Genomic DNA, 23312 nt, shown 5'->3' with positions numbered 1-23312 from the left:
TGCAAGAAAAAGACGTATGACTTTATTCCCAGAAATAATTTTCAGTTTTGATGAAAATACTCTTGTCAACTTTCCTCTCTTCTGCTTATAATGACATTAAGAGTTTCACGTTATGTGAAGAAACTTAACATAAGAGGGAGTGGGGTATATGAGAAAGAAATGGTTGGTTTCCATGTTAGTAATGCTTACTTTGTTCGCTTTTCCGGTCAGCGCATTTGCGGCTGCGGAGGGTCCGACTAACATTGAACTTCAAAGTGGTTTGAACTCAGCCTTTACGTTTCTGGCTGTTGTACTGGTGTTCTTGATGCAAGGGGGATTTGCTTTACTCGAAGCGGGTTCAACACGAATGAAGAATGCAGGACACATTGCGGGTAAGACCATCCTGACATTGGGAATTTCAGTTATTGCCTTCTGGGCTTTGGGTTTCGGTCTTGGTTTCGGTAATGGTAACAGCTTCTTTGGAACAACAGGATTCTTCCTGAGTGGTGACAAGATGGCTGCTTCCTTCGAATCACTGGCTTTCTCCGATGTTCCACTGACTATTAAATTCGTATTCCACCTCGCCTTTGCGGCGGTATCTCTGGCCATTGCCTGCGGTGGTATGGCTGAACGTGCAAAGATGAGCGTATATATTGTTTTCGGTACTCTTTATACCATTATCATGTATCCGGTTGTTGCTCACTGGGTATGGGGCGGCGGCTGGTTGGCTGAGCTGGGTATGCAAGACTTTGCAGGATCGACGGTTGTTCACTTGACTGGTGCGACTGCAGCATTGGTAGCGACCATCTTGTTGAAACCACGTATTGGTAAATATAACAAAGACGGCAAACCTAACATCATTCCAGGTCACAACCAAGTGTATTCCGTACTCGGGGTTATTATCCTCTGGATCGGTTGGTTCGGATTCAACCCAGGTAGTACATTATCTGCCATGGGGGATGGATTCTTCGGTTATGTTGCATTAACTACTAACGTAGCTGCTGCAGCCGGTGGTGTTGCTGCGCTGTTGATCTCATGGGCAGTACTTGGTAAGTCTGATATTCCTAGCATGTTAAACGGTGTGCTTGCGGCACTCGTTGCAATTACAGGAGCATGTGCATTCGTTGAACCTTGGGCAGCGCTGGTTATCGGTGCTCTGGCGGGTATCATCACATTCTTCACAGCACAGTACTTCGATCGTAAAGGAATTGACGATCCAATCTACGCTTTCTCCGTGCATGGTATTGCGGGTATGTGGGGTGCGATCTCCACGGGCTTGTTCGCTACTCCTGAACTTGCCGAGAATGCTGGTGTAGGTCAAGCGGGTCTGTTCTATGGCGGTGGATTCCACCAATTGGGCGTACAGCTTCTCGGTCTGGCAGGTGCTTTTGCCTTCGTACTGGTAATGTCCTTCATTATTCTGGGCGGAATGAAAGCAATCATGGGCATCCGTGTTACTGAAGAAGAAGAAACAATGGGTTTGGATATCAGTGAGCACGGTACTTACGGATACCCTGAACAAATGAAAAATGTAGATTCTAAATCCAATGGTGGTACGTTCAGCTCCTGAGGTGAATGATGCTGAATCATGCTTCAAGGAGGCTGGACATGATGGAACCCATCTCGTATACAAACTATTCCTGGTCTTATCAGGGAATCGATGGTGCGGTGTCTTCTCAAGAACTGCGCCAGGCACGTGTGATATTACAGAACGAGCTCCAGGAATTGTTGTCCGCTTCCTTGTCGCCGATCGAGTGGTACCAAACGGTAAATGAACTGCATGACCGGATTGCACGGAAAGCAGTAGAGTTATGCATTCAGGGGATGGTTGAGGAAGGCTTCGGCCAACCTCCCGTCCCCTATGCCTTTATCGTATTTGGCAGTTCCGGCAGGGAAGAAGCAACGTTATGGAGTGATCAGGATAATGGCATGATCATTAGCGATACTCCGCATGAAGGTAAAGAGGAATATTTTGCTCAGCTCGGACAGCGAATGACGGATATGTTGGAAGAGCTTGGTTACGCCAAATGCGAAGGCAAAGTCATGTGCTCTGAGCCACTCTGGAGAAAAACGCTGGCGTCATGGAAGCATCAATTAGCAGATTGGAGCTCGGATCTGAATTGGGAGCCCGTTCGTAATCTCATTATTGCTTCAGACATGCGTTTTGTTGCAGGTGAGCAAAGTCTGGCGGAGGAATGGATCACGAGTTTTTATGAACAGTTCAGACTGGTTCCTGAACTTTCGGATGCAGTTCTTCGCAATACGGTTAAACATAAAGCTACATTAAATGTACTTGGACGTGTGGTCACAGAACGATTTGGTGAACATGCAGGCGGATTTGATGTTAAGTATGGTTTGTACATTCCGCTGGTGAACAGTGCCCGTTATTTGGCTTTGCAACATGGGATCAAGGAGTCATCGACGTTAAAAAGAATGGAGAGATTGAATTCACTTGAAGCTGTTCCATTTACATTACTGGATGCATGCCAGCGGGCCTTCTTAGCCGCTTTGAAGTTTCGCCGAAGTACACCGGTTGTCATCCAAGGGGATTTGCAACATAGCAGTGGGTTCCTGGATGAGAAACAGATGAAACAAAAGCAGATTCATTATGAGCTCAGGGATACGCTCGGGTTGGTACGACGAGTGCATCGTGCTTTGCAAAGACAGTTGCGTTTTGCAGAAAGGAGACGTCCATGAGAGAGCCGGCAAGGGGCAATACAGGATTCTGGAATTCGCTGCGTCAGGGAGGGGTTCCTTCCGCCATCGCTTCCATTATGGGAGCCCCTACGGCGCAACACATGGCGTTTATCCGCTCTATGATGAGAGAACAGCGCAGACCTGAGGTTCTGCATACGCCTCTAAATGAGCTGGACGCAGTTGTATTTGATCTGGAAACGACGGGTTTTTCGCCCCAGCATGGGGATGAGATTATCTCATTTGGTGCGGTCCGTATACATGGTGGTGTGGTACTGGAAGGAGAACAGTTCTATACGGTGGTGCAGTCCAAGACTGCGGTTCCGGAACATATTACTGAACTTACAGGTATTACGCAGGAGATGACGCTGGACGCACCAACTTTGCTGGAAGGGCTGCATGATTTCATGTCTTTTGTAGGTGGAAATGTTCTGATTGCGCACGCAAGTGCGCATGACCGAGCTTTTCTGAATGCGGCTCTGTGGCGGACTTCAAAGGTAAGGCTGACACATCGTTTAATCGATACGATGATGTTGGCCCGCTGGCTTGAACCGAGCAGGCCGGGGTATGGTCTGGATGAATTGCTGGAATCCAGAGGCATTCCGATCTATGGGCGTCACCATGCACTGGAAGATTCCAAAATGACTGCACAATTATGGTCCTGTTATTTGGAGGACATGATGCGTAAAAATGTGGAGACCTTGGGTGATTTGTATACCCAGCTAAGTCACGCATAACGGAACGGGAAGCAGATTGTATGAAGGCACAACGCGGTGTGCCGGATCTTGCGGTTTTTTCGAGGGTTCAATCAGATAACCGTTCAGATGCATATGAGATCGCAACCCGCTTGTTAGGTCGGGTGAGCCGATGAGGTACATCTGAAGCAAACCGGCGAAGGCCGGAAGAGCTTGCAAGTCCTCTAAGGAAGGAACAGGCCTGGTCTCCGGATGAGAATGGAAGATGCCAATGAGCTTGGGCTCGGAGAATACGCACCGAATCCATTCGGCATCGTCCAGAGTAAAATGGTGCAGCGGGTCAGGTGCTACGTTACGAATGGGCTGAAACCGACTGATTCGTATACCGCCCGCTGCGGTTTCACCCAGCATAACCCCGCAGGCTTCTTGCGGCAGCGAAAGGAACATGTGCTTTGACATCTCTTGTTCTACGGAAGAAGGGATGTAGAAGACGTTTTGCTGCCCGTGAAGTGCTGCCATTTGTATTCACCCCTCTCTCTTTGGCTCCTGCTTAGGCAGGAGTCCTTTTTCATTTTATTTTCTGTAATCCGGATTGTAAAATTTTAAAGGAAAAGGGTACAATAATAAAGAGAACATTTGGCAATCATGTTCTGGTGAACTGTGATAGAGCGTGGTAAAACACTTAGCATGTGCAGAAATTACGGTTTCAGTTTCAATATGCTAATTATATAAAAGGGTGGCTGGTTATGAAACGAAACATATACATACTCCTTGGTGTTGTCTTGCTGGTTGGTATTGCACTGGCCCAGAATGCGGGTGACGGCATTGCAGCCGTCTTTAAGCAGGAAGAACCGATGCCTACAGAGACGGGACCACGTGCGGGTCTTCTGGCACCTGCTTTTTCTCTGACAGCAATGGATGGAAAGACGTACAGTGTGGGCGGTGCCAAAGATAAGGCCACGTTCGTCAGTTTCTGGGCATCCTGGTGTGAGCCGTGTAAGCAGGAAGCTCCAGAGCTGAACAGAATGGCTGCGAAATACAAGGATAAGCTTGACATGTATGGGGTTAATGTAACGTCATACGATAAACTCAAAGATGCCAAAGCTTTTGTGGATGAGTACCAACTGACATTCCCTATTCCCTTGGATGAGAAGGGGACTGTGTATGCTCAATACAATGGGGTGGCTTTTCCAACGAATGTTCTGATTGACTCCAGAGGAGTTATACAGGAGATTGTTCTGGGCATACTGCCCGAAAAAGAGTTGGAGCGTAAGATTGAAAAGTTAATTGCGAATTAATTTTCTGCAAAGAAAGAAGCCTTTGCATCCATGAATCATGGGTGCAGAGGCTTCCTTTTTATTTTCCGGGAAATAAGCTTTAAGAGCCTGTTCAAAAAAAGCCTTTTTTGAACATACACTTTAATGATTACTTATCCCATGAGCAGGAATAGGGAGTGTGCCCGGCTCATCCTGCAATTTTTCTTGAAGCAAAGCATAGCGGAAACTGTGTACAAGAGCTTCCCAACTTGCTTCAATTACGTTCTCGGATACACCAACTGTGTTCCATGTATTTTCCGTATTTTTGGATTCGATCAATACACGAACTTTGGCGGCTGTGGCATCTTTCTCATCCAGTACACGCACTTTGTAGTCTGACAGATGCATATTGGCAAGTGAAGGGAAGTATTGCACCAGCGCTTTCCGAAGCGCATTATCGAGTGCGTTAACCGGACCATTGCCCTCAGCAGCGGTATAAGCGCTTGTTCCAGCGATATTCACTTTGACAAAAGCTTCGGAAACAACAGATTTTCCCGCCGTTTTCTCTACAAGCATTTTGAATGATTCAAAAGTGAACAATTCTTTCATGTCACCGTTCGCTTCACGAATTAACAATTCAAGCGAAGCATCTGCACCTTCGAACTGGTAACCCTGATGCTCCAGGTCTTTAATTTTCTCAATAATCTGACGTGAATTGGCACTGCTTGGATCGAACTCAAGCCCCAGTTCCTGAGCTTTGGATACAATGTTACTTTGTCCGGCAAGTTCCGAGACCAGCACACGTTGTTTGTTACCAACCAGTTCAGGCACGATGTGTTCATAGGTACGGGAATCCCGCAGGATGGCAGAGACGTGAATTCCACCTTTGTGAGCAAAAGCAGCATTGCCGACATAAGGCTGATTAATCGGCATATTTACATTGGCAATTTCGCTAACATAACGAGCCACGTTTGTAAGTTGTCTCATGGAATCCTCAGTAACACATTCATAGCCAAGTTTCAGTTGCAGGTTCGGGATGATGGACGCGAGATTGGCGTTACCGCAACGCTCTCCATAACCGTTCATTGTTCCTTGAACCTGACGGGCTCCGGCTTGTACAGCGCTGAGTGTGTTGGCTACAGCCAGTTCACAATCATTATGTGTATGGATGCCGAGATGTGCATGAGGCAGGCTTCTATGCAGTGTGGATACGATCTCATGTACCTCGTTTGGCATGGTCCCGCCGTTGGTATCACACATGACGAGCCAGTCCGCTCCAGCTTCGTGAGCCTTGGTCAAGACCGCTTGAGCATACTCTGGGTTATGTTTGAATCCGTCAAAGAAGTGTTCTGCATCAAAGATCACTTCCATACCATTTTGTTTCAGATAGGCGATGGAATCATAGATCATGGACAAGTTTTCTTCCAATGTAGTCTGCAAAGCGGTATGCACATGGAAGTCCCATGATTTACCGACCAAAGTTGCAGCCTGAGCACCAGATTCGATCATGCGCTTCAGGTTGGCGTCTTCACTAGCAACGCTGCCTTTACGGCGGGTACTGCCAAAAGCAACAACCTTTGCGTTCAGGTTTAATTCCTTGACTCTTTTGAAAAACTCAATGTCCTTGGTATTGCTGCCGGGAATTCCGCCTTCAATATAATGGACACCCAGGTCATCAAGCTTCTTGGCAATTTTGAGTTTGTCGTCTGCCGATAAGCTGACACCCTCCCCTTGTGTGCCGTCACGTAAAGTCGTATCGAAGATGGAAATGGCCTTTGACATGAAGATCCTCCTTTGAGATAAAGCGCTCTTTTAAAAGATTGGATTGTAAGTTGGGAAAGCTGTTAAGTACGTTAGTGGACGAATCCTTCGATTCGGCAACGCTACACTGTGTTAAATTGGGTGCGCTGATTTGTCCTAAAGTCGTCAATTTGTATAATTAATTATTATAGCACCATTATAGCCAAATGCTACATAGAAATCGCAGTTTCATGTAACAATTAACGGATTTTAGAGCAAAAAGAAGGATGTTAATCATAATCCGGATGTATGTTATAATTTATTATTGAGTTTTAATTGGAATATATGGAAGAAAAGGAGGGTTGATTTTGAGTTTTGTATGGGAAAATACGGTTATTGCGCTGATCACATTGATCCTTTTTGTGAGTGTAGGCTGGTTAATTATTCGGTCTCTGATCAGTTCTCGCAGAAAATAAATGTTCGTGACTGAATTAACATAACGGGTTTGATATACTATAGAAGAAAGAAATTCGTTTCATTAATTAGTGTGCAAGAAAGGGCGGGGGTTCATGATGTCTTCAGACGGCAATCCTCCAGCGAATGTGGATCAATACTACCCTACAGCTGGACGGGTGATTCTGCATGTCGATATGAATGCTTTCTACTGCTCTGTACATGAAGCCGAGGAACCAGATTTATATAGAGGAAAAGCAACGGCCGTTGCGGGCAGCAGTGAACTGCGAAAGGGTGTAATTGTAACCTGCTCATATGCCGCTCGTAATCGAGGCATCTCAACAGGTATGGTTGTCCACCAAGCCATGAAAAAGTGCCCTGATCTCATTGTGATTCGTCCTGATTTTCATTTATATCGTCAATATTCAAGAGCTTTCATGCAGATTGCGTATAGTTATACCCCTCAACTTGAGGCTACATCCATTGATGAATGTTATCTTGATATTACAGGTTCAAGGCAATTCGGGAATCCAATGGAGATTGCGGAGAGCATTCAGCGTAGAATCAAGGATGAATTGGGGCTGCCATGTTCCATTGGCATTGCACCCAACAAATTATTGGCGAAAATGGCTTCGGATCTGAAAAAACCGAACGGTATCTCCATTTTACGCATGAGGGACGTACCCCGGATTCTTTGGCACAGACCATGCAACGAGATGTTTGGCATTGGCAAAAAAACGGCTGAAAAGCTGAAAAAACTGGGCATTGAAACGATTGGTCAATTGGCCCAGTCGGATGAGAACATGTTGACCGAACTATTCGGAGTTAATGGAACATGGCTCAAAAATTCTGCGAATGGCATTAACCATTCCGCAGTTCACGCGGAACGGGAAGCCAATAAATCCATTGGGCATACAACCACTTTACCGGCGGATGTATCGGATATGAATGAGATTCATCGGGTATTCCTCAATATAAGTGATCAGGTAGCCAGAAGGTTGCGCAAGCACGAAATGTTCAGCCAGGGGATTCAGATTACGATCCGCACACCGGATATGAAGACAATCACCCGATCACGTCTGATGGAAGTTCCTACGGAGGATGCAACGGTCATTTACCGTGAGGCCTGTAAACTATTTGAGAAGCATTGGGGTAGTGGCAAGCCTGTACGCATGCTCGGTGTGACACTTCAGAACCTGATTCCAAGAGAGGAATCCGCTGTACAGATGGACTTGTTCGAATATGAGCAGAAGCCCAAGAAGGACAATCTGATTCGGATTATGGATCAGTTACGTGATAAATTTGGTGAGAATGCTGTTGTGACCGCAGGTATGCTTGGAGACGATCCTTCCGTGCTGCTTCGTAATCATAAAGTGCGCGGTACTTCCCTGCAAAAAGATAACTTGCAAAGTCTTGATTAAATAGGGGATAATAGAGACTTGTGGTTGCAAAATGATTTGTAATTATCCTTACTTTGTATTAATATGTTTCTAGATAAAAACACTGTACGTTTCGAATTTTAGGAGGAGAGAATGTAAATGAGTAAATATACTTGGGTTGAAAAAGACACATGCATCGCATGTGGCGCTTGTGGAGCAACGGCTCCTGACATCTACGATTACGATGATGAAGGTTTGGCAGAAGTTATCTTTGACGGCGATGCTAACCATGGTATCAAAGCTATTCCAGACGACTTGTTTGACGATATGCAGGATGCATGCGATGGCTGCCCTACAGATTCAATCAAAGTAGCGGATGAGCCTTTCAATAAAGAGGGTTAAGTATTTCTTGAATGAACACAGAGCACTTTCTTTTGTCTTAACGACAAGGGAAGGTGCTTTTTTGTCTTCATTTAACTGTGATCTTATGACATGTGAATCAAGGACGATTATTGTCGAAAACCCTTTTTTCCACCGGGTACTCAAGTCCTATGGATTCAACGCCTGGTTATGCCGATATATAATGATATACGGAAAAAGGTGAATAGTGGAGGATCGGATGCAAAATACTCATCTAAGAACATATGTCAAGAAACATCCAGACAATAAAATGGCTTGGTACTTGCTTGGAAAGGAGTACTTGGGCGAAGGACAGGAGGCCAAAGCCAATTATTGTTTTCAGCAAGCGGGCGAGGTTTACGAAGCATTTGAACGCAGTAAAGCTCCTGCTGACATCTGGGTGGACTATCAGGAGAAATTGGTGGAGATGTCTGAGCAAAAAGAGAAAAAACAACGTAGACGCAAAATGTGGCTTACGTTGTTCATGCTGCTTGTGCTGGCAGGTCTGCCACCTGCGGACGCTCCGGGTTTCAGTCGTGAAGCGGCCGATGCACTGTCAGCAGCACTGGAATCCACGGATGAAATCCCTGACCCAGTAGGAGCGGATCAACAGGCTAGGACCGCATCCATTCCACCAAGTAATGTGTTCACCGCTGCGGCATTTGGTGGAGGCAACCATGGCGAGGCTGCTCTCGCAGCTGCCTGGTCCGGGTCTGGCCCAAAAGTAGAGACTTCGGCTGTACTGGGTATGCAAACCTCGGATGACTGGTCTTTATGGAAACGAAATATGCCTGTGAAATACGTAGTACAAACTAATACAAGTGGTAAATTAACTGCACAGAGTTATGATGCCAAGCAATGTAACTGTGAACCTCCTGAAGTTACGCCGAAAATCAAAAAGATGGCCTTGGCGTGGACCGCCAAGCAGGAAGCCGCTGCATCATTATCAAGTGCAATCGTTGCCTATCGCAAAAAAAATGACGCTTGGCCCAAGAGTGTAACGCAAATGGCCCAGCCATTTCCAAATAATATTCTGGGAGAGACTGCGCCAGGGATGACCGAGATGTTTCCGAAGCTGTTAGCTTTGCATCAAGGAAAGGCACAGGAAGGAAAGAGCGATTCAAATGGTAAAGAGAGCGGTTCAACATCTTCGAATTTGTCTCAAGGCAAAAATGCCGCTTTTGCAGATACGCTGGGAGGTCAGCCTTTTTTGCAGGAACCGCTGGAGATTGTCATTGATAAGGATAAACATAAACTTGCATTAATCAGTGGGGATACCATTGTTCGTATGTATGATGTGGGACTTGGCGGTGATCGAACACCGGAGGGTTCATTTGTCATTACAGATAAAGTGGTCAATCCGAATGGGCGCTCGAACGGTGAGTTTGGAAGCAGAGGTATGCAGCTCTCGAATACAAATTATGCCATCCATGGGACCAGCGAGCCAGACAGTATCGGACTGGATGAGTCCCTTGGATGTGTGAGAATGCGTACAGGAGATGTAGAAGAGTTATTCGCTCTTGCTCCGCAAGGCACTCCGGTACGTATTGGAGAAGATGTACTGCCAGATCTGACGCTTGTTCCAGAAGCAAAGCAGCGTTATCAGCATACGCTTGTTCCAAAGCAGAATAATCCGAACAAAACGTATCACTGGCTGAATTGATCTGTTTGATATGTAGAATCAGATGGATTCAGCCTGAATCATCTACATGTTGGCAATAATGATAAGAGCACCAATGATGATGATCAAGCCGCCTACACTGGCTGCAGTCCATGCAATGGCTTTGCGATTCACTTCTTCTTTCTTTTGCTGTAATGCAGGTGGTTTACGTTTGGGAGCCATGAGTTATTCCTCCTTATTGGAATAGAACTGGTGTAGAGTAACCATGCTCTCATTGTAAAGAATTCAACTCGTCATTTCCAGTGGGCGGGTGGATTTCTTGTGAGCATTTTGTATTATTCGATTTGTGCTGTCTATGCGCAAACTACTTTCCTTTTTAATAAGAAACAGATAGACTTGTGTGTAGAGTGTTTTTTTACATATGAAAAGACGGAAAACGGCTTTTTGGCGTACCGGAACAGAACGGAGTGAGTGATTTGTTATACAGAAGTCTTGCTAAACCTTTGTTGTTCAAAATGGACCCTGAACAGGCCCATCATCTGATTATTGGCGGCCTTAGTGGCATGGGCAGCATCCGTCCGGTTCCTTCCGGACTGCGTGTGATGTACGGCGTTCGTGAAACGTCTGATCTGGCTGTTGACATGTTTGGGTGTCATTTCCCTACACCTGTTGGTCTGGCTGCGGGTCTTGACAAAAACGGACAGGCCGTAACGGGCTTTTCTTCCATCGGGTTTGGATTCATGGAAGTGGGAACCGTGACGCCACTTGCACAACCAGGTAACGATCAACCACGGCTGTTCCGTTTGCCTCCAGATGAGGCTTTGGTGAACCGGATGGGCTTCAACAATCTGGGTGCGGAAGCGATGGCAGGAGAACTTTCACGTCTACAGGATCGGCGTATTCCAGTGGCTGTTAACATCGGCAAGAATAAGGCAACGTCTAATGAGGAAGCTCACCTGGACTATTCGAAGTGCATTCAGGCATTATACGATTATGCTGATCTGTTCGTGGTTAATATCAGTTCACCAAATACACCGGATTTGCGTAATCTGCAACATGGGAATGAATTGAAGGAACTGCTCGCTGCGGTTATGAACGAGATGAACGTGCAACATGCACGAGCGGGCGGAGCGACCAAATCCGTTCTGGTGAAGATCGCACCGGATGTAAATGATCAGGAACTTGAATATATGGTTCGCACAATTGCAGACAGCGGTGTTGCTGGCATTATTGCAACGAACACAACCATCAGTCGTACAGGACTTTCCCACCAACATGCAAAAGAGACTGGCGGTCTGAGCGGTAAACCTCTGCGTGAGCGTTCTACGGAGATTATTCGCCAGATCTATCGTCAGACTGAAGGCAAACTTCCGATCATCGGTTCAGGTGGTATTTTCACAAGTGAGGATGCTTACGAGAAAATTAAAGCCGGAGCAAGTCTGGTCGAAATATATACAGCATTAATCTACGAAGGACCTGAGGTGAATCGGCGCATTCATGCCGGTCTGCGTGAGTTACTGCGCAAGGACGGTTATCGTCATATCTCTGAAGCGGTTGGTGCGGAGCATCGTTAAGAAGGAATGTGGATCCCCGGATTGAAAATATAGAAGCATGGAAGAGCGTAAAATGGTTCGGGACTCTTCCCCCCACCAAACATCATGTATAATGGAATAGAACAGGGGACGCTATAGAGACAGGAGGCATAAGCATGGACGGTAGAGACTGGGGTACATTTTTACTTCCTTATGAACAAGCGGTAGAGGAATTAAAAGTCAAGTTTAAGACAATGCGGGCGGAGCTGAAAAAACGGGAAGAGTATGCCCCGATTGAATTCGTTACCGGTCGTGTCAAAAAAATATCCAGTATTCTGGAGAAATCCAGACGACTGAATGTGTCGCTTGATGACGTGGAGACAGGCATTGAGGATATTGCAGGTATCCGTATCATGTGCCAATTCGTAGACGATATCCGTCGGGTTGCCGAATACATTCGAGGCCGCAAGGATCTCACGGTACTCATTGAGAAAGATTATATTACGAATTTCAAAGAGAGCGGTTATCGCAGCTTCCATATGATTATTGAGTATCCCGTTCAGACGGCTCTGGGACAAAAGATCGTATTGGCCGAGATTCAGATCCGGACACTTGCCATGAATTTCTGGGCTACCATTGAACATTCTCTGAGTTACAAATTTCGGGAGAGCTTACCGGATGACATGCGAGCCAGGCTGAAAAAAACAGCTGAGGCCGCTTTTGTACTGGATAATGAGATGTCTGCAATTCGTCTACAGATTTTGGAGGCGCAGAAGGCATTTGAGGATGATTCCAATATCGTGTCAAGAACATTGAATATCATTCATCAATTGTACTTCTACCACCTTGTCAGCGAAGCGATTGAAGCACAGAAGCGATTTAACGATTACTGGGAACGGCATGATATGGAAGGGCTCAAAGACTTGCTCGATGACGTGAAGAAACTTCTGAACAACGCCAGAAAGGGCGAAAACCCGGATGAGCATCTATGAGCCACTGTACATTGACTACTTAATCTACTTCAATCGGGATCAGGATTATTTCGAGTGCCATGAGGTGCTGGAAGAATTGTGGCTTGAACGTAACCGGGATTCTCTCTATAAAGGGTTGTTGCAAATTGCGGTTGGTTTATACCACTTCCGGAATGGCAATCTCCGCGGAGGAACGATGATGTTACAGAGCTCGCTTGATCTTCTGGAATCTTATCCTGCTACAATTCTGGGCATTGACCTTGGGACTTTGGTACGGGATGTACAGGAAATCGTGAAGGAACTGTCCCTATCAGATGTTCAGTCTGTGACTTACAGGGATTTGTCCATACGAATTGTTGATGAGGTCTTAGAACAGGAGATATCTAGAAGATCGCTTGAGCTAAAACCTAATATTCCGCAACGCCGGAGTCCTACCAGAGGGCGAATATACGAAGAGAAGATGAAGGCGATGGATCAGGGTAAAAGTTAAGCTGTTATCAGCGTTAACATCCAAATGAGCATCCCATGGATATGAAGTTCCATGTATATGAAACACCCCGACGATTCCTGTAAAGGGAAAGATCGGGGTGTTTTTGAATGTTGCGTCATATCCAGATGATTGCAGGTGGCACAGCCTGTCCTTCAACAGAACAGTGTCTGGTGATACAAGTGCCTGATTGTAGATACTTGTGGAAACTGATCTATCAGTTAGCTTGCTGAAGGAGCGGCACTACCTTTATATTTTTGGAAAAATTGTTTGTAATCATCCAGTGTGTAGCCTTGGTCACTGCCATTCTCTTTCAGTCCGCCAACCATACGGTCTTTCTCGACACCAGCCTCATAATAGACGAGTGTAGGCGTGAACTCGATATTGTAATCGGTCCATCCTGCTTCGAATTCACGCAGATTGAACTGCGGAAGCTCAATACCTTCACTGTCAACCAGTGGCATCAACTGAGGTGTTGTTGCACGGCAATGCGAGCAGTCGGAAGCAAAGAAATAAACAAAAAAGCTGTCTTTGTTATCGATTTTGGCTTTGAGATCAGTGGGTACAATAATTTGTTGATAGTTGGGATCACTAAGTAGCTCCCGTGTAGCTGGATTAAGCTTGGAAGCAGCGATTCCATAAGCATTTTCCACTGAATCCATCTGTTTCTTGGATTGCTGGTCTACGACAACCAGTGCTGCAATCATAATGATTAAAATACCCAGGAATATAAGGATCGCAGCACTTTTCTTTTTCTTCTTGGATTTCATTGGACATCCCCCATCGATCATATCGAAATATAGTTTGGGCAAAAATAAAGGTTGGGATAATATGCATAAACACCCGAATTTTTGCTCAGGAATCAATCTACTTGCCATTATACTACATTACACGCTGTAGTGGAATAGATACGATATGATAGGAAAGCAAAGCTTGGATATGATAAAATAAAACGATATTGCAATCTTACCAAGACAGGATGAGTGGGAATATGGGTGTAAAGTTACCTTTGATATTTGCTGAGCGAATGAAAAGTTTGCTGGGTGATGAGTTTGAACAATTTATGAAATCTTATGAACAGTCTCCTCATGCGGGACTGAGAGTGAATACGTTAAAAATATCGATGGAACAATTCGATGAGATCGCTCCGTTTGACCTAAGACCTATTCCGTGGTGTGAGACAGGATTCTATGTACCTCATGGTGTTAAACCGGGGTTGCACCCTTATTATCATGCAGGTCTGTATTATATACAGGAACCAAGTGCAATGGCTCCAGTTGAGTTATTGCAGGTGGAGCCTGGAGACCGCGTGCTTGATCTGTGTGCTGCTCCGGGAGGAAAAACGACACAGATTGCTGCAAAGCTGCAAGGCAAGGGTGTACTTGTCACGAACGATATCCATGCTGAACGCACGAAAGCGCTGGCCAAGAACGTGGAATTGTACGGGGTGCGTAACGCCGTTGTTTTGAATGAGTCGCCCGAGCGGATCGCAAATGCATTTCCTCATTATTTTGACAAAGTATTAATTGATGCGCCTTGTTCAGGTGAAGGCATGTTCCGCAAGGATGAAGACATGGTGAAATCGTGGGAACATCATTCGGTGGAAAAATGTGTGCTCATGCAGCGCGATATTCTTGAAACTGCGGCACGATTGCTAGCCCCGGGAGGAACCATCGTATATTCGACATGTACTTTTGCGCCGGAGGAGAACGAAGCGATGATTGCGGAGTTCCTGAATGTAAACAGTGATTTCGTAATAAGTTACATTCCTGAAGAGACAGGATTTGCTCCAGGACGTCCGGAATGGGTTCGTCAGATGATGCCTGAGAAGGCGGATGAGACGGAAGCTGTACTGGGGCAAACGCGTGGCACCGCAAGATTGTGGCCTCACCTTTTGGAAGGCGAGGGACATTATGTCGCTGTGTTGCAGCATCGTGCAGGGCAAGGAATAGAAACAGATCAACCTGGAGTAGTTAAAGAAGGAGCAATGGAGTATGGACAGGTCGTGGATGTGTCCAGGATTGAAGTAGAGGGGAACAAGGATCACTCTATTGCTGCTTCTTCAATTGCTATGACCAAGGCTGATCGCAAAAAGGAACGTTTATTGCGAATTGAATCCCGAGAGTCCCATGACAGACAGGCTGGTGGCGGCAAGAATTCGGGTAGACAGAGCAAAAAAGGTAAAGATCACGGTGGACGTAAATCGGAACGGGGTCAGGGACGCGGAACTGATCCGGCAAGTATTGATCCGGTTGCGATCTACACTTCATTTATGAAAGAACAATTGGAGATTGAGTTAACTGGAGAAACGGTATGTTATGGAGATCGTGTGTATCAATCCTCGGTTGGTGCAGCTCGGTTGGAGGGACTGAAAGTCATTCGTCCAGGCTGGTTTATGGGCACGATCAAGAATGGGCGATTTGTTCCGTCCCACCCGCTTGCATGTGCTCTGAATGCATCTGAAGCATTGCGTAGCGTAAATCTGTCGTCCGCTGATGGCGAAGCCGTGAGGTACCTCAAGGGTGAAACGTTAAATATTGAAGAAAAACGAGTGGTGCTCAAGGCGGATACGTTTGCCAAAGGGTACGTTCTTGTATGTGTAGATGGTTATGCCGCTGGCTGGGGAAAATGGCTGGATGGTGTGCTGAAGAATGAATATCCGGCAGGCTGGAGGTGGACATCGGTATGATTGGTATGAGTGGAAAAGGCAAACAAACGCTGCGTCTGGACAAAATATTAAGCCATATGGGTGTGGGAACACGAAGTGAACTCAAAAAGATGGTGAAACAAGGCAGAATCCATGTGGACGGCAAAGCGGTGAAAGACAGTGGTGTACAGGTGAATCCCAAGGTCAACGTCATTGAAGCCGATGGGGAGCGGATTGTGTATCGGGAGATGATCTATCTGATGCTGCATAAACCTCCGGGTGTCGTGTCTGCTACCGAGGATAACAGAGATAAGACGGTGTTGGACTTGCTCCGTAAAGAGGATCGGGTCTTCAATCCGTTTCCTGTTGGACGACTGGATAAGGATACGGAAGGACTGCTCATTCTCACAAATGATGGTCCACTTGCTCATGATCTGTTATCTCCACGCAAGCATGTGCCCAAAACCTATGAAGCTCGTGTTCTGGGAAACGTGGATGAAGAGGATATACAACGTTTCAAAGATGGTGTACAGCTGGATGATGGGTATGAGACGCTGCCTGCTGAACTGACCATACTTGGTCAGGAAGAAACGGAAGAAGGCACGATCTCGTCGATCTCGCTTATTATTCACGAAGGGAAGTTTCACCAGGTAAAACGTATGTTTCAGGCGGTAGGCAAGCGAGTGATCTATCTGAAACGCGTAGCCATGGGTGAGCTTGAACTAGCTTCCGATCTTGCTATCGGAAGTTATCGTGAACTAACCGCAGACGAGTTAAGCCTTCTGCGGAAGTAAAAGCTCCCGACCTTCACGAAGTGAAGCAGGGAGCCGGGCAGAGAGCGAAGCCCTGCCCGTAATGGTCCCGGTTAAGCTTGGGCGGGAGCGCCGCTAACCAGCGGTGTGCCCGGCAACAAGCGTTCCTACGCCAACCGTGACATAGCAAGACCCGACCTAACACCGGTGAGCAAGACGGGAGTCCAGAGGGCAGAGCCCTCTGGGGCCCTCCCTCGGAAGGGAGGGTTTGGGTGGGTGCGACTACTAACAGATGAGGATGAAGCCAGAATGACTTATAAATTAATTGCACTTGATGTAGATGGAACACTGCTGAATGATCATCATGAACTAACCGAATGGACTCAGGAGACCTTGATCAAAGCTTCCCGTCAGGGAGCAGAGATCGTTCTGTGTTCAGGTAGAGGTCCTGCCAACACGATTCCTTTTATGGAGCAGATGGGACTGGATGGATATGTGATTACACATAATGGTGCCGTAACGGCGCAAGTGGATACCCGTGAGGTGGTTCATCATTTTGCCTTAGATGGACAAGGACTGGAGCCGATCATCTCCTACTGTCGAACTAATGGAGTACATTTTGACATCAATACGGCTTTTGGTCTGTATGTGGATCAACCGGAAGGTTTGGGTTTGCAGGTGCGTGAGATGTATTACAATTTTATGGCAGAGCCACTGAAGTTACCCAAGTGGGTTGACATGACAGAACCGCTGGCGAAATTCACTGCATTTGGTCCGATTGAACAGATGGATGCAGTGCTTCAGGAATGGTCTACCTGGAATCTGCCTTATTATATGACACGGAGTGGTGACTTTTTTATTGATCTGATGCATCCCGAAGCGTCCAAAGGTGCTGCACTGAAAAGGCTTGCCGAATCGAAAGGAATCATGCCTTCTGAGATTATGGCGATTGGTAATTACTTCAATGATATTACGATGCTGACCTTTGCGGGCAAAGGCATTGCCATGGATAACTCACCGGACGAGGTGAAAGCTGCTGCAAACGAGGTTACACTCTCCAATAACGAGCAGGGTGTGGCACACGCAATCCAAAAATATGTGTTATCCGTCTAATCCTACATCTTATACTTAAAATGCACGCTTCCCTCATAATCTACCGTCCTCAGGGGCATCCTAAGAGAATAACGTTAGGAATGGAGGAGGACACGTGATGAATTATGATGTGGAATTGGTTGCAGACCTGCGGACATCAGGTGGAGAAGTACAGGACGTGATGGTTAATGGTCAATATGCAGGCTCACTTTTTCTTGTGTACAGAGAAGGAGATCGTTTATCAGGTAGTCTTCAGATCGAGCAGGAGTCTCTGCCAGATGGTACAGAGGAACGTATCGTGGAAAAAGTGCATGCCTATGTCCGCTCTCTTGCAGATGCGTTGGAAGCTGCATATTATGAAGTGCTGGTTAGTTGTGGCTCATTACATTCGGTTCTGCATAAGCCTGAGTCAGAGACAATGTGGCCGTCTGAAGATATGAATCATGACGAAGGCAGCTATGACGATATAGACAGCAGTGGAAGTAAGGTAATCCCTGTTTCACAAGCCGAATCGTTTACATATGAAGATCGGGATCAGGTTCTGGAGATGGAAATGGTAAGCGCGGGACGCAGTATATCGACGTATATATTCAATGATGTCGAAGGGCAGGAACTTGCAGAAGCTTCCTTGAAACAATATGGCGCTGATGTACAAGGTGAAATACACTGGTATGACGAGCCGGAAGAGAATCAATTGGAAGCTGCGGCAGAGTTGCTGGTCAGAGAGCTGGATGAAGATATCATCGATACGATTACGATCCGCATGTGGCATCAGGGCAACGAACTTGAGACGCTAGAGTGGGTACATCGCGATTTCTCCGAGGAGTTTGAGGATACCGATGAATCGGGTCTGGATGAGCTGGAAGCTGCTGAAGAAACATGTTATGTCATGTTGAAGCGTAAGGATCGGGAGTTCCGGGTATATGAGCTGTTTCTTCAGGAACGAGGTGGATTGCCTGTGGGAACAGCAACAATAGACACTTCTCAATCCGATCTGACGGGATACATTGATTACGAGGTTCCTGGTACCAGCATTCAGCGAAAGAGCCTAGTCGAAGTGTTGATGCAGGAGTTGGACAAGGAAATGGAGTTTGATACCTTGCACCTGACGATGTTGTATCGAAATCAGATTATTGATGAAGCCAGAATAGATGGGTAAAGGGCAACCGCCTTTTACCTTTTTTTGTTCTCATTTTGACGAAAAATCCATTTCCCGGTATAGTACCATTAGTTTAAAAGAGATCAGGAAGCGGAGGAGAACAATGATGCACTCATTCAGGATCAGTAGCGAATATATTAACGATGGTTTTCAAGCGGTTCAGGCGAAGCCGGAAGATACGGACGATGTGATGTCGCTGCTGGTGGAGACAGCCGAATGGTTACAGAGCCAAGGTTCTTCCCAATGGAACGCTCTGCTTAAAGGGGAAGATTCTCATGATACGGCAGGGGCGATTCGGCGTGGAGATGTGTTTGTATTTAAAAAAGGAGCGGACGTAGCGGGGATGGTCATCCTTTTGGTTCAGCCAAGCCCTTGGGATATTCATCTTTGGGGTTCAAAAGCTCATCCCGAGGATGGTGCAATTTATCTGCATCGGCTGGCGATTCGAAGAAAATATGCTCAGAGCGGTCTGGGACGGTCCATTTTGCAATGGTCCAGCAGTGGCATACATTTTGAAGGCAAACATACGGTTCGGTTAGATTGCGGAGCGAGCAACGCAACGTTGAACGCCTTTTACGCGCGGAACGGGTATACTTTTTTGGGAGAGACAGATGGTTACAGTACATATGAGAAGCCCGTGGAGCTACTGAGCTGAGAATTCTGAATACCCAATGATTATGTTGACGACAAACGCGAGCGGTTAACAGCTGGATTAAAGCTTTTGCTTCTGAGGGGCACGTTTCATGAATATGTTGTATATACGAGTTGGTGAACAAAAGCTTGATCAGTGTAGCTTTGATTGAGCGGTTTAAATAGCCAAAAGTTTGCACTATCTTACGTAATATAGATGTTCCGGCTTCCCTATGTCATAATGGATAGTAGAGTAGTACGTAAGTTAGAAAGGGGGAAACTAACGGTGAAATTGCTGCAGGCGCTTTTCTTTCCTCCGGAGCAGCCCGGAGGTGTATCCTCTATGATTCCGTATATGCAAGAGAGATTTACAACCCCGAGGTGGGAAATGGATCTGTTCTCGTTGCCAAAGCGAATTCGCAACAAGGGCAGAGAGGAAGTTCAGTTCGAAACGTTTGACTGGACGGAATATCAGGATAGTCCTGTTGTCCAAAAATATATTCAAACCTATCGTGATTATCTTTGGTGGACCAAACTGCGTATTCAGAAGCCCTATGATCTGATCCATGCACACCACCCAATTGCAGGACTTGCGATGAAAACGGTTTTCCCGGATACACCCCTCATTCAGACGATTCACTCTAGTTATGAACGAGAATTAATCCTTAATGGACGCATTGAAACGGATGGACCCGAGCATCGATTCCTGCTTGCGATATATGGTGAGCTGGAACATCAGGCAGAGCGCCTCTTGACGGTGTCGGATTCGTTCCGTCGTTATCTGGCTCCCTACGTGAAGGAACCTGATGTCATCGGTGTGATTCCCAATGGATTTGATGAGAAGCGGTTTAAGCCGATTCCTCATGATAATGCGATACCACAACTGGTCACGGTATGTCGGCTTGTTCCGGCAAAAGGGTTGGATATTCTTTTCAAAGCTTGTGCGGAACTGAAGGGCCGAGGTCATGATTATGTGTTACATATTATTGGAGATGGACCGATTCGTCCTGATCTGGAAGAATTGGCACAACGATTGGGGATCTATAATGAGACCATCTTCTATGGTTACACACTGCACCCTGAGGAATTCATGCCATTCTTTGATATTTTTGTACTTCCTTCACGGGCAGAAGCATTTGGTTCCGTCTTCGCTGAAGCGGCGCTGAGTTGTCTTGCCCTTGTGGGTACGGATGTAGGTGGTATACCGGAACAGATTGAGAACGGTAGCAATGGGTTGCTTGTACCGGCAGAAGATCCTTCTGCATTGGCTGAAGCGCTTGAAAAGGTGATGCTGGACCCGGCTTATCGTTATGAACTTGCCCGTTCAGCGTGTGAAAAAGCCAAGACACATTACTCGCTCGGCAGATCGGTCAATGAGTTGAAAAAGATGTATCTGCAGTTTCCTAGCAAAGCCTAAAACGTAGGGCAAAAAGTGCGAGCCGCTGTGATAAACAGCGGCTTTTTGTCATGTTTAAGGAAAGAGTAACCGCGGTGACTTGTGGTTATGAGGCAAACGGATGCTCATATTCATGAAGCACATGGACCGTGAGATTTATATATTGTTGCGTCTACGAAAGGCGCCCCAGCGGTTCAGTACCAATTTGGCAGCCCAGATTAATGCCATACTTCCAAAGATGGGGTAAAGGATGGATAGCAGGGAACTGAATCCAAACTGACTGAGTGAGTAACACAACAGCATAATGGTTAATGTAATGAAACGGGGGTGAACGCGTATATGTTGTCTCAGTTGCAAGGTCATTCCATAGATATCGGCTACAAAGGTACTGAATATTTCCATGAAAATAAGGGATACATATACAGATTGCACTGCCCATCCAAGTTGAAAGGCAATACTACCCATCGGGATTTCGAATTGGATGATGCCGGGCATCTGAGCTGACATGGCAAAATGAGCTGCCATCAGCATGAAACCAACGCCAATTCCACCCAAAACTCCACCCCACTTCAGCACATTCCGACTACGAATCTGGTTACCTACTGGCACAAGAACAGCTTGAGCCAACACCAGATTGAATGAAGTATACAACAGTGGAGACAGCCACACTTGAATAGGGTTTGAGTCTGTCGTCAGTGTGATGAATCGGGAAGCACCTGGATGATGGATCGTACTGGTGATCATGAGCAGAGATAACAGGAGCATCATGGGCACGACGATGCTATTCATTTGTAGGATGGCCTGAATGCCCCGACCGAGAAGCAGATATGTCCCTACAAGTGTGACGATCAGACCTGTCTGATAATGCAAACCCAGATGTTCGACAAAAACGGAACCTGCTCCGGCAAGCATGACACTGTTCACACCAATGAGAATGAGAAGGGTTACCCAGGTGATCCATTTGCCTGCCTTGTGGCCGAATAAATGTTTGTTCAGATCCTCATAAGAGCGGGACCCGGTATCATGAGCGATCAGCATCATTTTGGTACCTAACCAGACAAAGAGCATGGTGGATAAGCCTATGGTGACGGTGGCCCATTTGCCATACTGGGTAAAAAACTGCAAAATTTCCTGCCCTGTAGCGAAGCCGGCTCCGACAACCGTTCCGATGTATGTAAATGCGATCTGCAGCACCCGAAATGCCTGTTTCATGTGTTTCCCCTCTCAGGCCCCTGTTTAGTTTGGACATGCGGGTACCATGGTACAAGGTATGCTTGACCCACGAAAGTCATGACAATCGATAATGAGCTTTGGCTTGAATTGCGTCCCAAGGAAAGCGCCCAGGCAATTTCGCTTGAACTTATAGATAGATATATGATACTTTTACCTCATAGGATAGGCTTGGGAGGTCAAATCATGGAATTATTGAAACAACGAATTTTACAAGAAGGTGTGGTTATCTCGGATCAAGTATTAAAGCTGGATGGTCTGTTGAACCACCAGATTGATCCTGCATTAACGATGGAGATGGGACGTGAGTTCGCTGCCCGTTTTCGTGAAAGTGGAGTAACTCGGGTAATCACGGTAGAATCCTCAGGGATTCCGGTTGCGTTTGCCGCAGCCTATGAACTTGGGGTGCCACTTGTATTCGCCCGTCGCAAAAAAACACTTCTGGCTGATCCTGATGCTTACTGTGAACGTGTACCGTCCTTTACCAAAGGAATTGTAACTGACATTATGGTATCCCGCGAGTTCATTCATGAGAATGACCGTATTTTGTTCATTGATGATATCATTGCCAATGGCGATGCCGCTCGTGGCGTCATCAAAATTATCGAGCGTTCCGGTGCGGAACTTGTCGGATTCGGCGTTGTGGTCGAGAAAAGTTTTCAGGCAGGGGCACGCACGATTCGTGAACAGGGTATTCCGGTGGAAGCCTTGGTACGCATTCGTTCCCTGAACGATGGTACGGTACAATTTGACGATAACGAAATGTGACATTTTAAAGGAATAGGGCCTATTTTTTGAACTATGCCTTTGCATGACCGCCGATTTCATTTATAATGGGGTTATGTTAGGGAGAGGAGGCAACACCATGGGGAACCAACCGGCAACAGAACAATTTTTCAATGATAAGCTGGCGGAATCGAAAGTTCATTTTGAACGTGCCCTGGATTGTAAACATACGGAATTCGATGACCTTTATCCCTATATGATTGAACATCCTCAATTTTTCTGGTACAAACGCTATGTTGCCTGGTCAGAATTACTGACGATTGTAGGCTTGTGCGAAGAGTTGTCCTTCTCTTGGAAAGAACAATTTACACCGCATCAAGTGGAGTACCTTGAAGAACGTGTGATGTCCGCCAAAGTGCTTGATTTTTGGTTCGAGAAGAACGACAGCAAAGAGCACGCGCAGCGGTAACTTTC

Annotated in this window: 23 protein-coding genes; 18 read left to right on the top strand and 5 right to left on the bottom strand. The window is 46.3% G+C overall.

Annotated elements, in window-relative coordinates; translation table 11 throughout:
* The first annotated feature begins 148 nt into the window (after nucleotides 1-148).
* Genes MHI14_RS20750 through MHI14_RS20740 form a run of 3 tightly spaced genes read left to right on the top strand, consistent with a single transcriptional unit; the run spans nucleotide 149 to nucleotide 3410 of the window.
* Nucleotides 149-1549 (top strand): ammonium transporter, encoded by a 1401-nt coding sequence (locus tag MHI14_RS20750; RefSeq protein ID WP_036609643.1) that lies wholly within the window; start codon nucleotides 149-151, stop codon nucleotides 1547-1549.
* A gap of 41 nt (nucleotides 1550-1590) precedes the next feature.
* Nucleotides 1591-2676 carry a DUF294 nucleotidyltransferase-like domain-containing protein gene (locus tag MHI14_RS20745; protein WP_445670375.1) on the top strand — a complete coding sequence of 362 codons (1086 nt, stop codon included), beginning with the start codon at nucleotides 1591-1593 and terminating at the stop codon, nucleotides 2674-2676.
* Complete coding sequence (locus tag MHI14_RS20740; protein ID WP_091032202.1) at nucleotides 2673-3410, top strand: exonuclease domain-containing protein; 738 nt, start codon at nucleotides 2673-2675, stop codon at nucleotides 3408-3410. Before MHI14_RS20745 ends, MHI14_RS20740 begins: the two co-directional genes overlap by 4 nt.
* Here the strand turns inward: MHI14_RS20740 and MHI14_RS20735 are convergent.
* Nucleotides 3396-3887, bottom strand: a complete 492-nt coding sequence (locus MHI14_RS20735; RefSeq protein WP_091032201.1) for a M67 family metallopeptidase — start codon at nucleotides 3885-3887, stop codon at nucleotides 3396-3398. The genes MHI14_RS20740 and MHI14_RS20735 overlap by 15 nt on opposite strands.
* 227 nt (nucleotides 3888-4114) lie before the next feature.
* Between MHI14_RS20735 and MHI14_RS20730 the strand changes: the two genes are divergently transcribed.
* Complete coding sequence (locus MHI14_RS20730) at nucleotides 4115-4666, top strand: TlpA family protein disulfide reductase (RefSeq protein ID WP_091032198.1); 552 nt, start codon at nucleotides 4115-4117, stop codon at nucleotides 4664-4666.
* A 120-nt stretch (nucleotides 4667-4786) separates the two neighbouring features.
* Here MHI14_RS20730 and cimA read toward each other — a convergent pair whose 3' ends face one another.
* Nucleotides 4787-6406 (bottom strand): citramalate synthase, encoded by a 1620-nt coding sequence (gene cimA, locus MHI14_RS20725; RefSeq protein WP_100529309.1) that lies wholly within the window; start codon nucleotides 6404-6406, stop codon nucleotides 4787-4789.
* A gap of 530 nt (nucleotides 6407-6936) precedes the next feature.
* Between cimA and MHI14_RS20720 the strand changes: the two genes are divergently transcribed.
* The 3 genes from MHI14_RS20720 to MHI14_RS20710 all read left to right on the top strand — a co-directional run bounded on the left by MHI14_RS20720 (nucleotide 6937) and on the right by MHI14_RS20710 (nucleotide 10258).
* Nucleotides 6937-8238, top strand: coding sequence for a DNA polymerase IV (locus MHI14_RS20720; protein ID WP_091032194.1), 1302 nt, complete (start codon nucleotides 6937-6939; stop codon nucleotides 8236-8238).
* A 117-nt stretch (nucleotides 8239-8355) separates the two neighbouring features.
* Nucleotides 8356-8598, top strand: coding sequence for a ferredoxin (locus MHI14_RS20715; protein WP_091032191.1), 243 nt, complete (start codon nucleotides 8356-8358; stop codon nucleotides 8596-8598).
* Nucleotides 8599-8815: 217 nt separating this feature from the next.
* Nucleotides 8816-10258, top strand: a complete 1443-nt coding sequence (locus MHI14_RS20710; RefSeq protein ID WP_341131132.1) for a L,D-transpeptidase family protein — start codon at nucleotides 8816-8818, stop codon at nucleotides 10256-10258.
* 42 nt (nucleotides 10259-10300) lie between these two features.
* Here the strand turns inward: MHI14_RS20710 and MHI14_RS20705 are convergent, their stop codons facing one another.
* Nucleotides 10301-10438, bottom strand: coding sequence for a hypothetical protein (locus MHI14_RS20705; RefSeq protein ID WP_017689367.1), 138 nt, complete (start codon nucleotides 10436-10438; stop codon nucleotides 10301-10303).
* 254 nt (nucleotides 10439-10692) lie between these two features.
* On the opposite strand from MHI14_RS20705, the gene MHI14_RS20700 reads away from it, so the two are divergent.
* The 3 genes from MHI14_RS20700 (at nucleotide 10693) to MHI14_RS20690 (ending at nucleotide 13209) form a co-directional block, all read left to right on the top strand.
* A complete protein-coding gene (locus tag MHI14_RS20700) occupies nucleotides 10693-11790 on the top strand; it encodes a quinone-dependent dihydroorotate dehydrogenase (protein ID WP_133384241.1) in 1098 nt (365 codons plus the stop codon).
* Between the two features lie 134 nt (nucleotides 11791-11924).
* Nucleotides 11925-12740 (top strand): GTP pyrophosphokinase, encoded by an 816-nt coding sequence (locus MHI14_RS20695; protein ID WP_091032183.1) that lies wholly within the window; start codon nucleotides 11925-11927, stop codon nucleotides 12738-12740.
* Complete coding sequence (locus MHI14_RS20690; protein WP_341131131.1) at nucleotides 12727-13209, top strand: DUF309 domain-containing protein; 483 nt, start codon at nucleotides 12727-12729, stop codon at nucleotides 13207-13209. Before MHI14_RS20695 ends, MHI14_RS20690 begins: the two co-directional genes overlap by 14 nt.
* A 218-nt stretch (nucleotides 13210-13427) precedes the next feature.
* Here the strand turns inward: MHI14_RS20690 and MHI14_RS20685 are convergent, their stop codons facing one another.
* The gene (locus MHI14_RS20685; RefSeq protein WP_036609632.1) at nucleotides 13428-13976 is read right to left on the bottom strand and encodes a thioredoxin family protein; all 549 of its coding nucleotides are present in this window, start codon (nucleotides 13974-13976) and stop codon (nucleotides 13428-13430) included.
* A gap of 221 nt (nucleotides 13977-14197) precedes the next feature.
* Here MHI14_RS20685 and MHI14_RS20680 point away from each other — a divergent pair, with 221 nt between their 5' ends.
* The 6 genes from MHI14_RS20680 (at nucleotide 14198) to MHI14_RS20655 (ending at nucleotide 20903) form a co-directional block, all read left to right on the top strand.
* Nucleotides 14198-15895, top strand: coding sequence for an RsmB/NOP family class I SAM-dependent RNA methyltransferase (locus MHI14_RS20680; RefSeq protein ID WP_341131130.1), 1698 nt, complete (start codon nucleotides 14198-14200; stop codon nucleotides 15893-15895).
* A gap of 5 nt (nucleotides 15896-15900) precedes the next feature.
* Nucleotides 15901-16647 carry a pseudouridine synthase gene (locus MHI14_RS20675; protein ID WP_341131735.1) on the top strand — a complete coding sequence of 249 codons (747 nt, stop codon included), beginning with the start codon at nucleotides 15901-15903 and terminating at the stop codon, nucleotides 16645-16647.
* A 267-nt stretch (nucleotides 16648-16914) separates the two neighbouring features.
* Nucleotides 16915-17718 (top strand): Cof-type HAD-IIB family hydrolase, encoded by an 804-nt coding sequence (locus MHI14_RS20670; protein WP_341131734.1) that lies wholly within the window; start codon nucleotides 16915-16917, stop codon nucleotides 17716-17718.
* Between the two features lie 97 nt (nucleotides 17719-17815).
* A complete protein-coding gene (locus MHI14_RS20665; protein ID WP_341131129.1) occupies nucleotides 17816-18856 on the top strand; it encodes a hypothetical protein in 1041 nt (346 codons plus the stop codon).
* Nucleotides 18857-18962: 106 nt separating this feature from the next.
* On the top strand, nucleotides 18963-19511 hold the full coding sequence (locus MHI14_RS20660) for a GNAT family N-acetyltransferase (protein WP_133384247.1): 549 nt from the start codon (nucleotides 18963-18965) through the stop codon (nucleotides 19509-19511).
* A gap of 261 nt (nucleotides 19512-19772) precedes the next feature.
* Complete coding sequence (locus MHI14_RS20655; protein WP_074094467.1) at nucleotides 19773-20903, top strand: glycosyltransferase family 4 protein; 1131 nt, start codon at nucleotides 19773-19775, stop codon at nucleotides 20901-20903.
* A gap of 135 nt (nucleotides 20904-21038) precedes the next feature.
* Here MHI14_RS20655 and MHI14_RS20650 read toward each other — a convergent pair whose 3' ends face one another.
* On the bottom strand, nucleotides 21039-22094 hold the full coding sequence (locus MHI14_RS20650; protein ID WP_091032171.1) for a YkvI family membrane protein: 1056 nt from the start codon (nucleotides 22092-22094) through the stop codon (nucleotides 21039-21041).
* A 204-nt stretch (nucleotides 22095-22298) separates the two neighbouring features.
* On the opposite strand from MHI14_RS20650, the gene MHI14_RS20645 reads away from it, so the two are divergent.
* Nucleotides 22299-22880 (top strand): xanthine phosphoribosyltransferase, encoded by a 582-nt coding sequence (locus tag MHI14_RS20645; RefSeq protein WP_036609617.1) that lies wholly within the window; start codon nucleotides 22299-22301, stop codon nucleotides 22878-22880.
* A gap of 97 nt (nucleotides 22881-22977) precedes the next feature.
* Nucleotides 22978-23307 (top strand): hypothetical protein, encoded by a 330-nt coding sequence (locus MHI14_RS20640; RefSeq protein WP_036609615.1) that lies wholly within the window; start codon nucleotides 22978-22980, stop codon nucleotides 23305-23307.
* The last annotated feature ends 5 nt before the right edge of the window (nucleotides 23308-23312 follow it).

The sequence above is a fragment of the Paenibacillus sp. FSL K6-2393 genome, assembly GCF_038002545.1.
In the GTDB taxonomy this organism is placed as follows: domain Bacteria; phylum Bacillota; class Bacilli; order Paenibacillales; family Paenibacillaceae; genus Paenibacillus.
The sequence above is the reverse complement of the archived record's forward strand: the minus strand, read 5'-3'. Positions and strand labels throughout refer to the sequence as shown.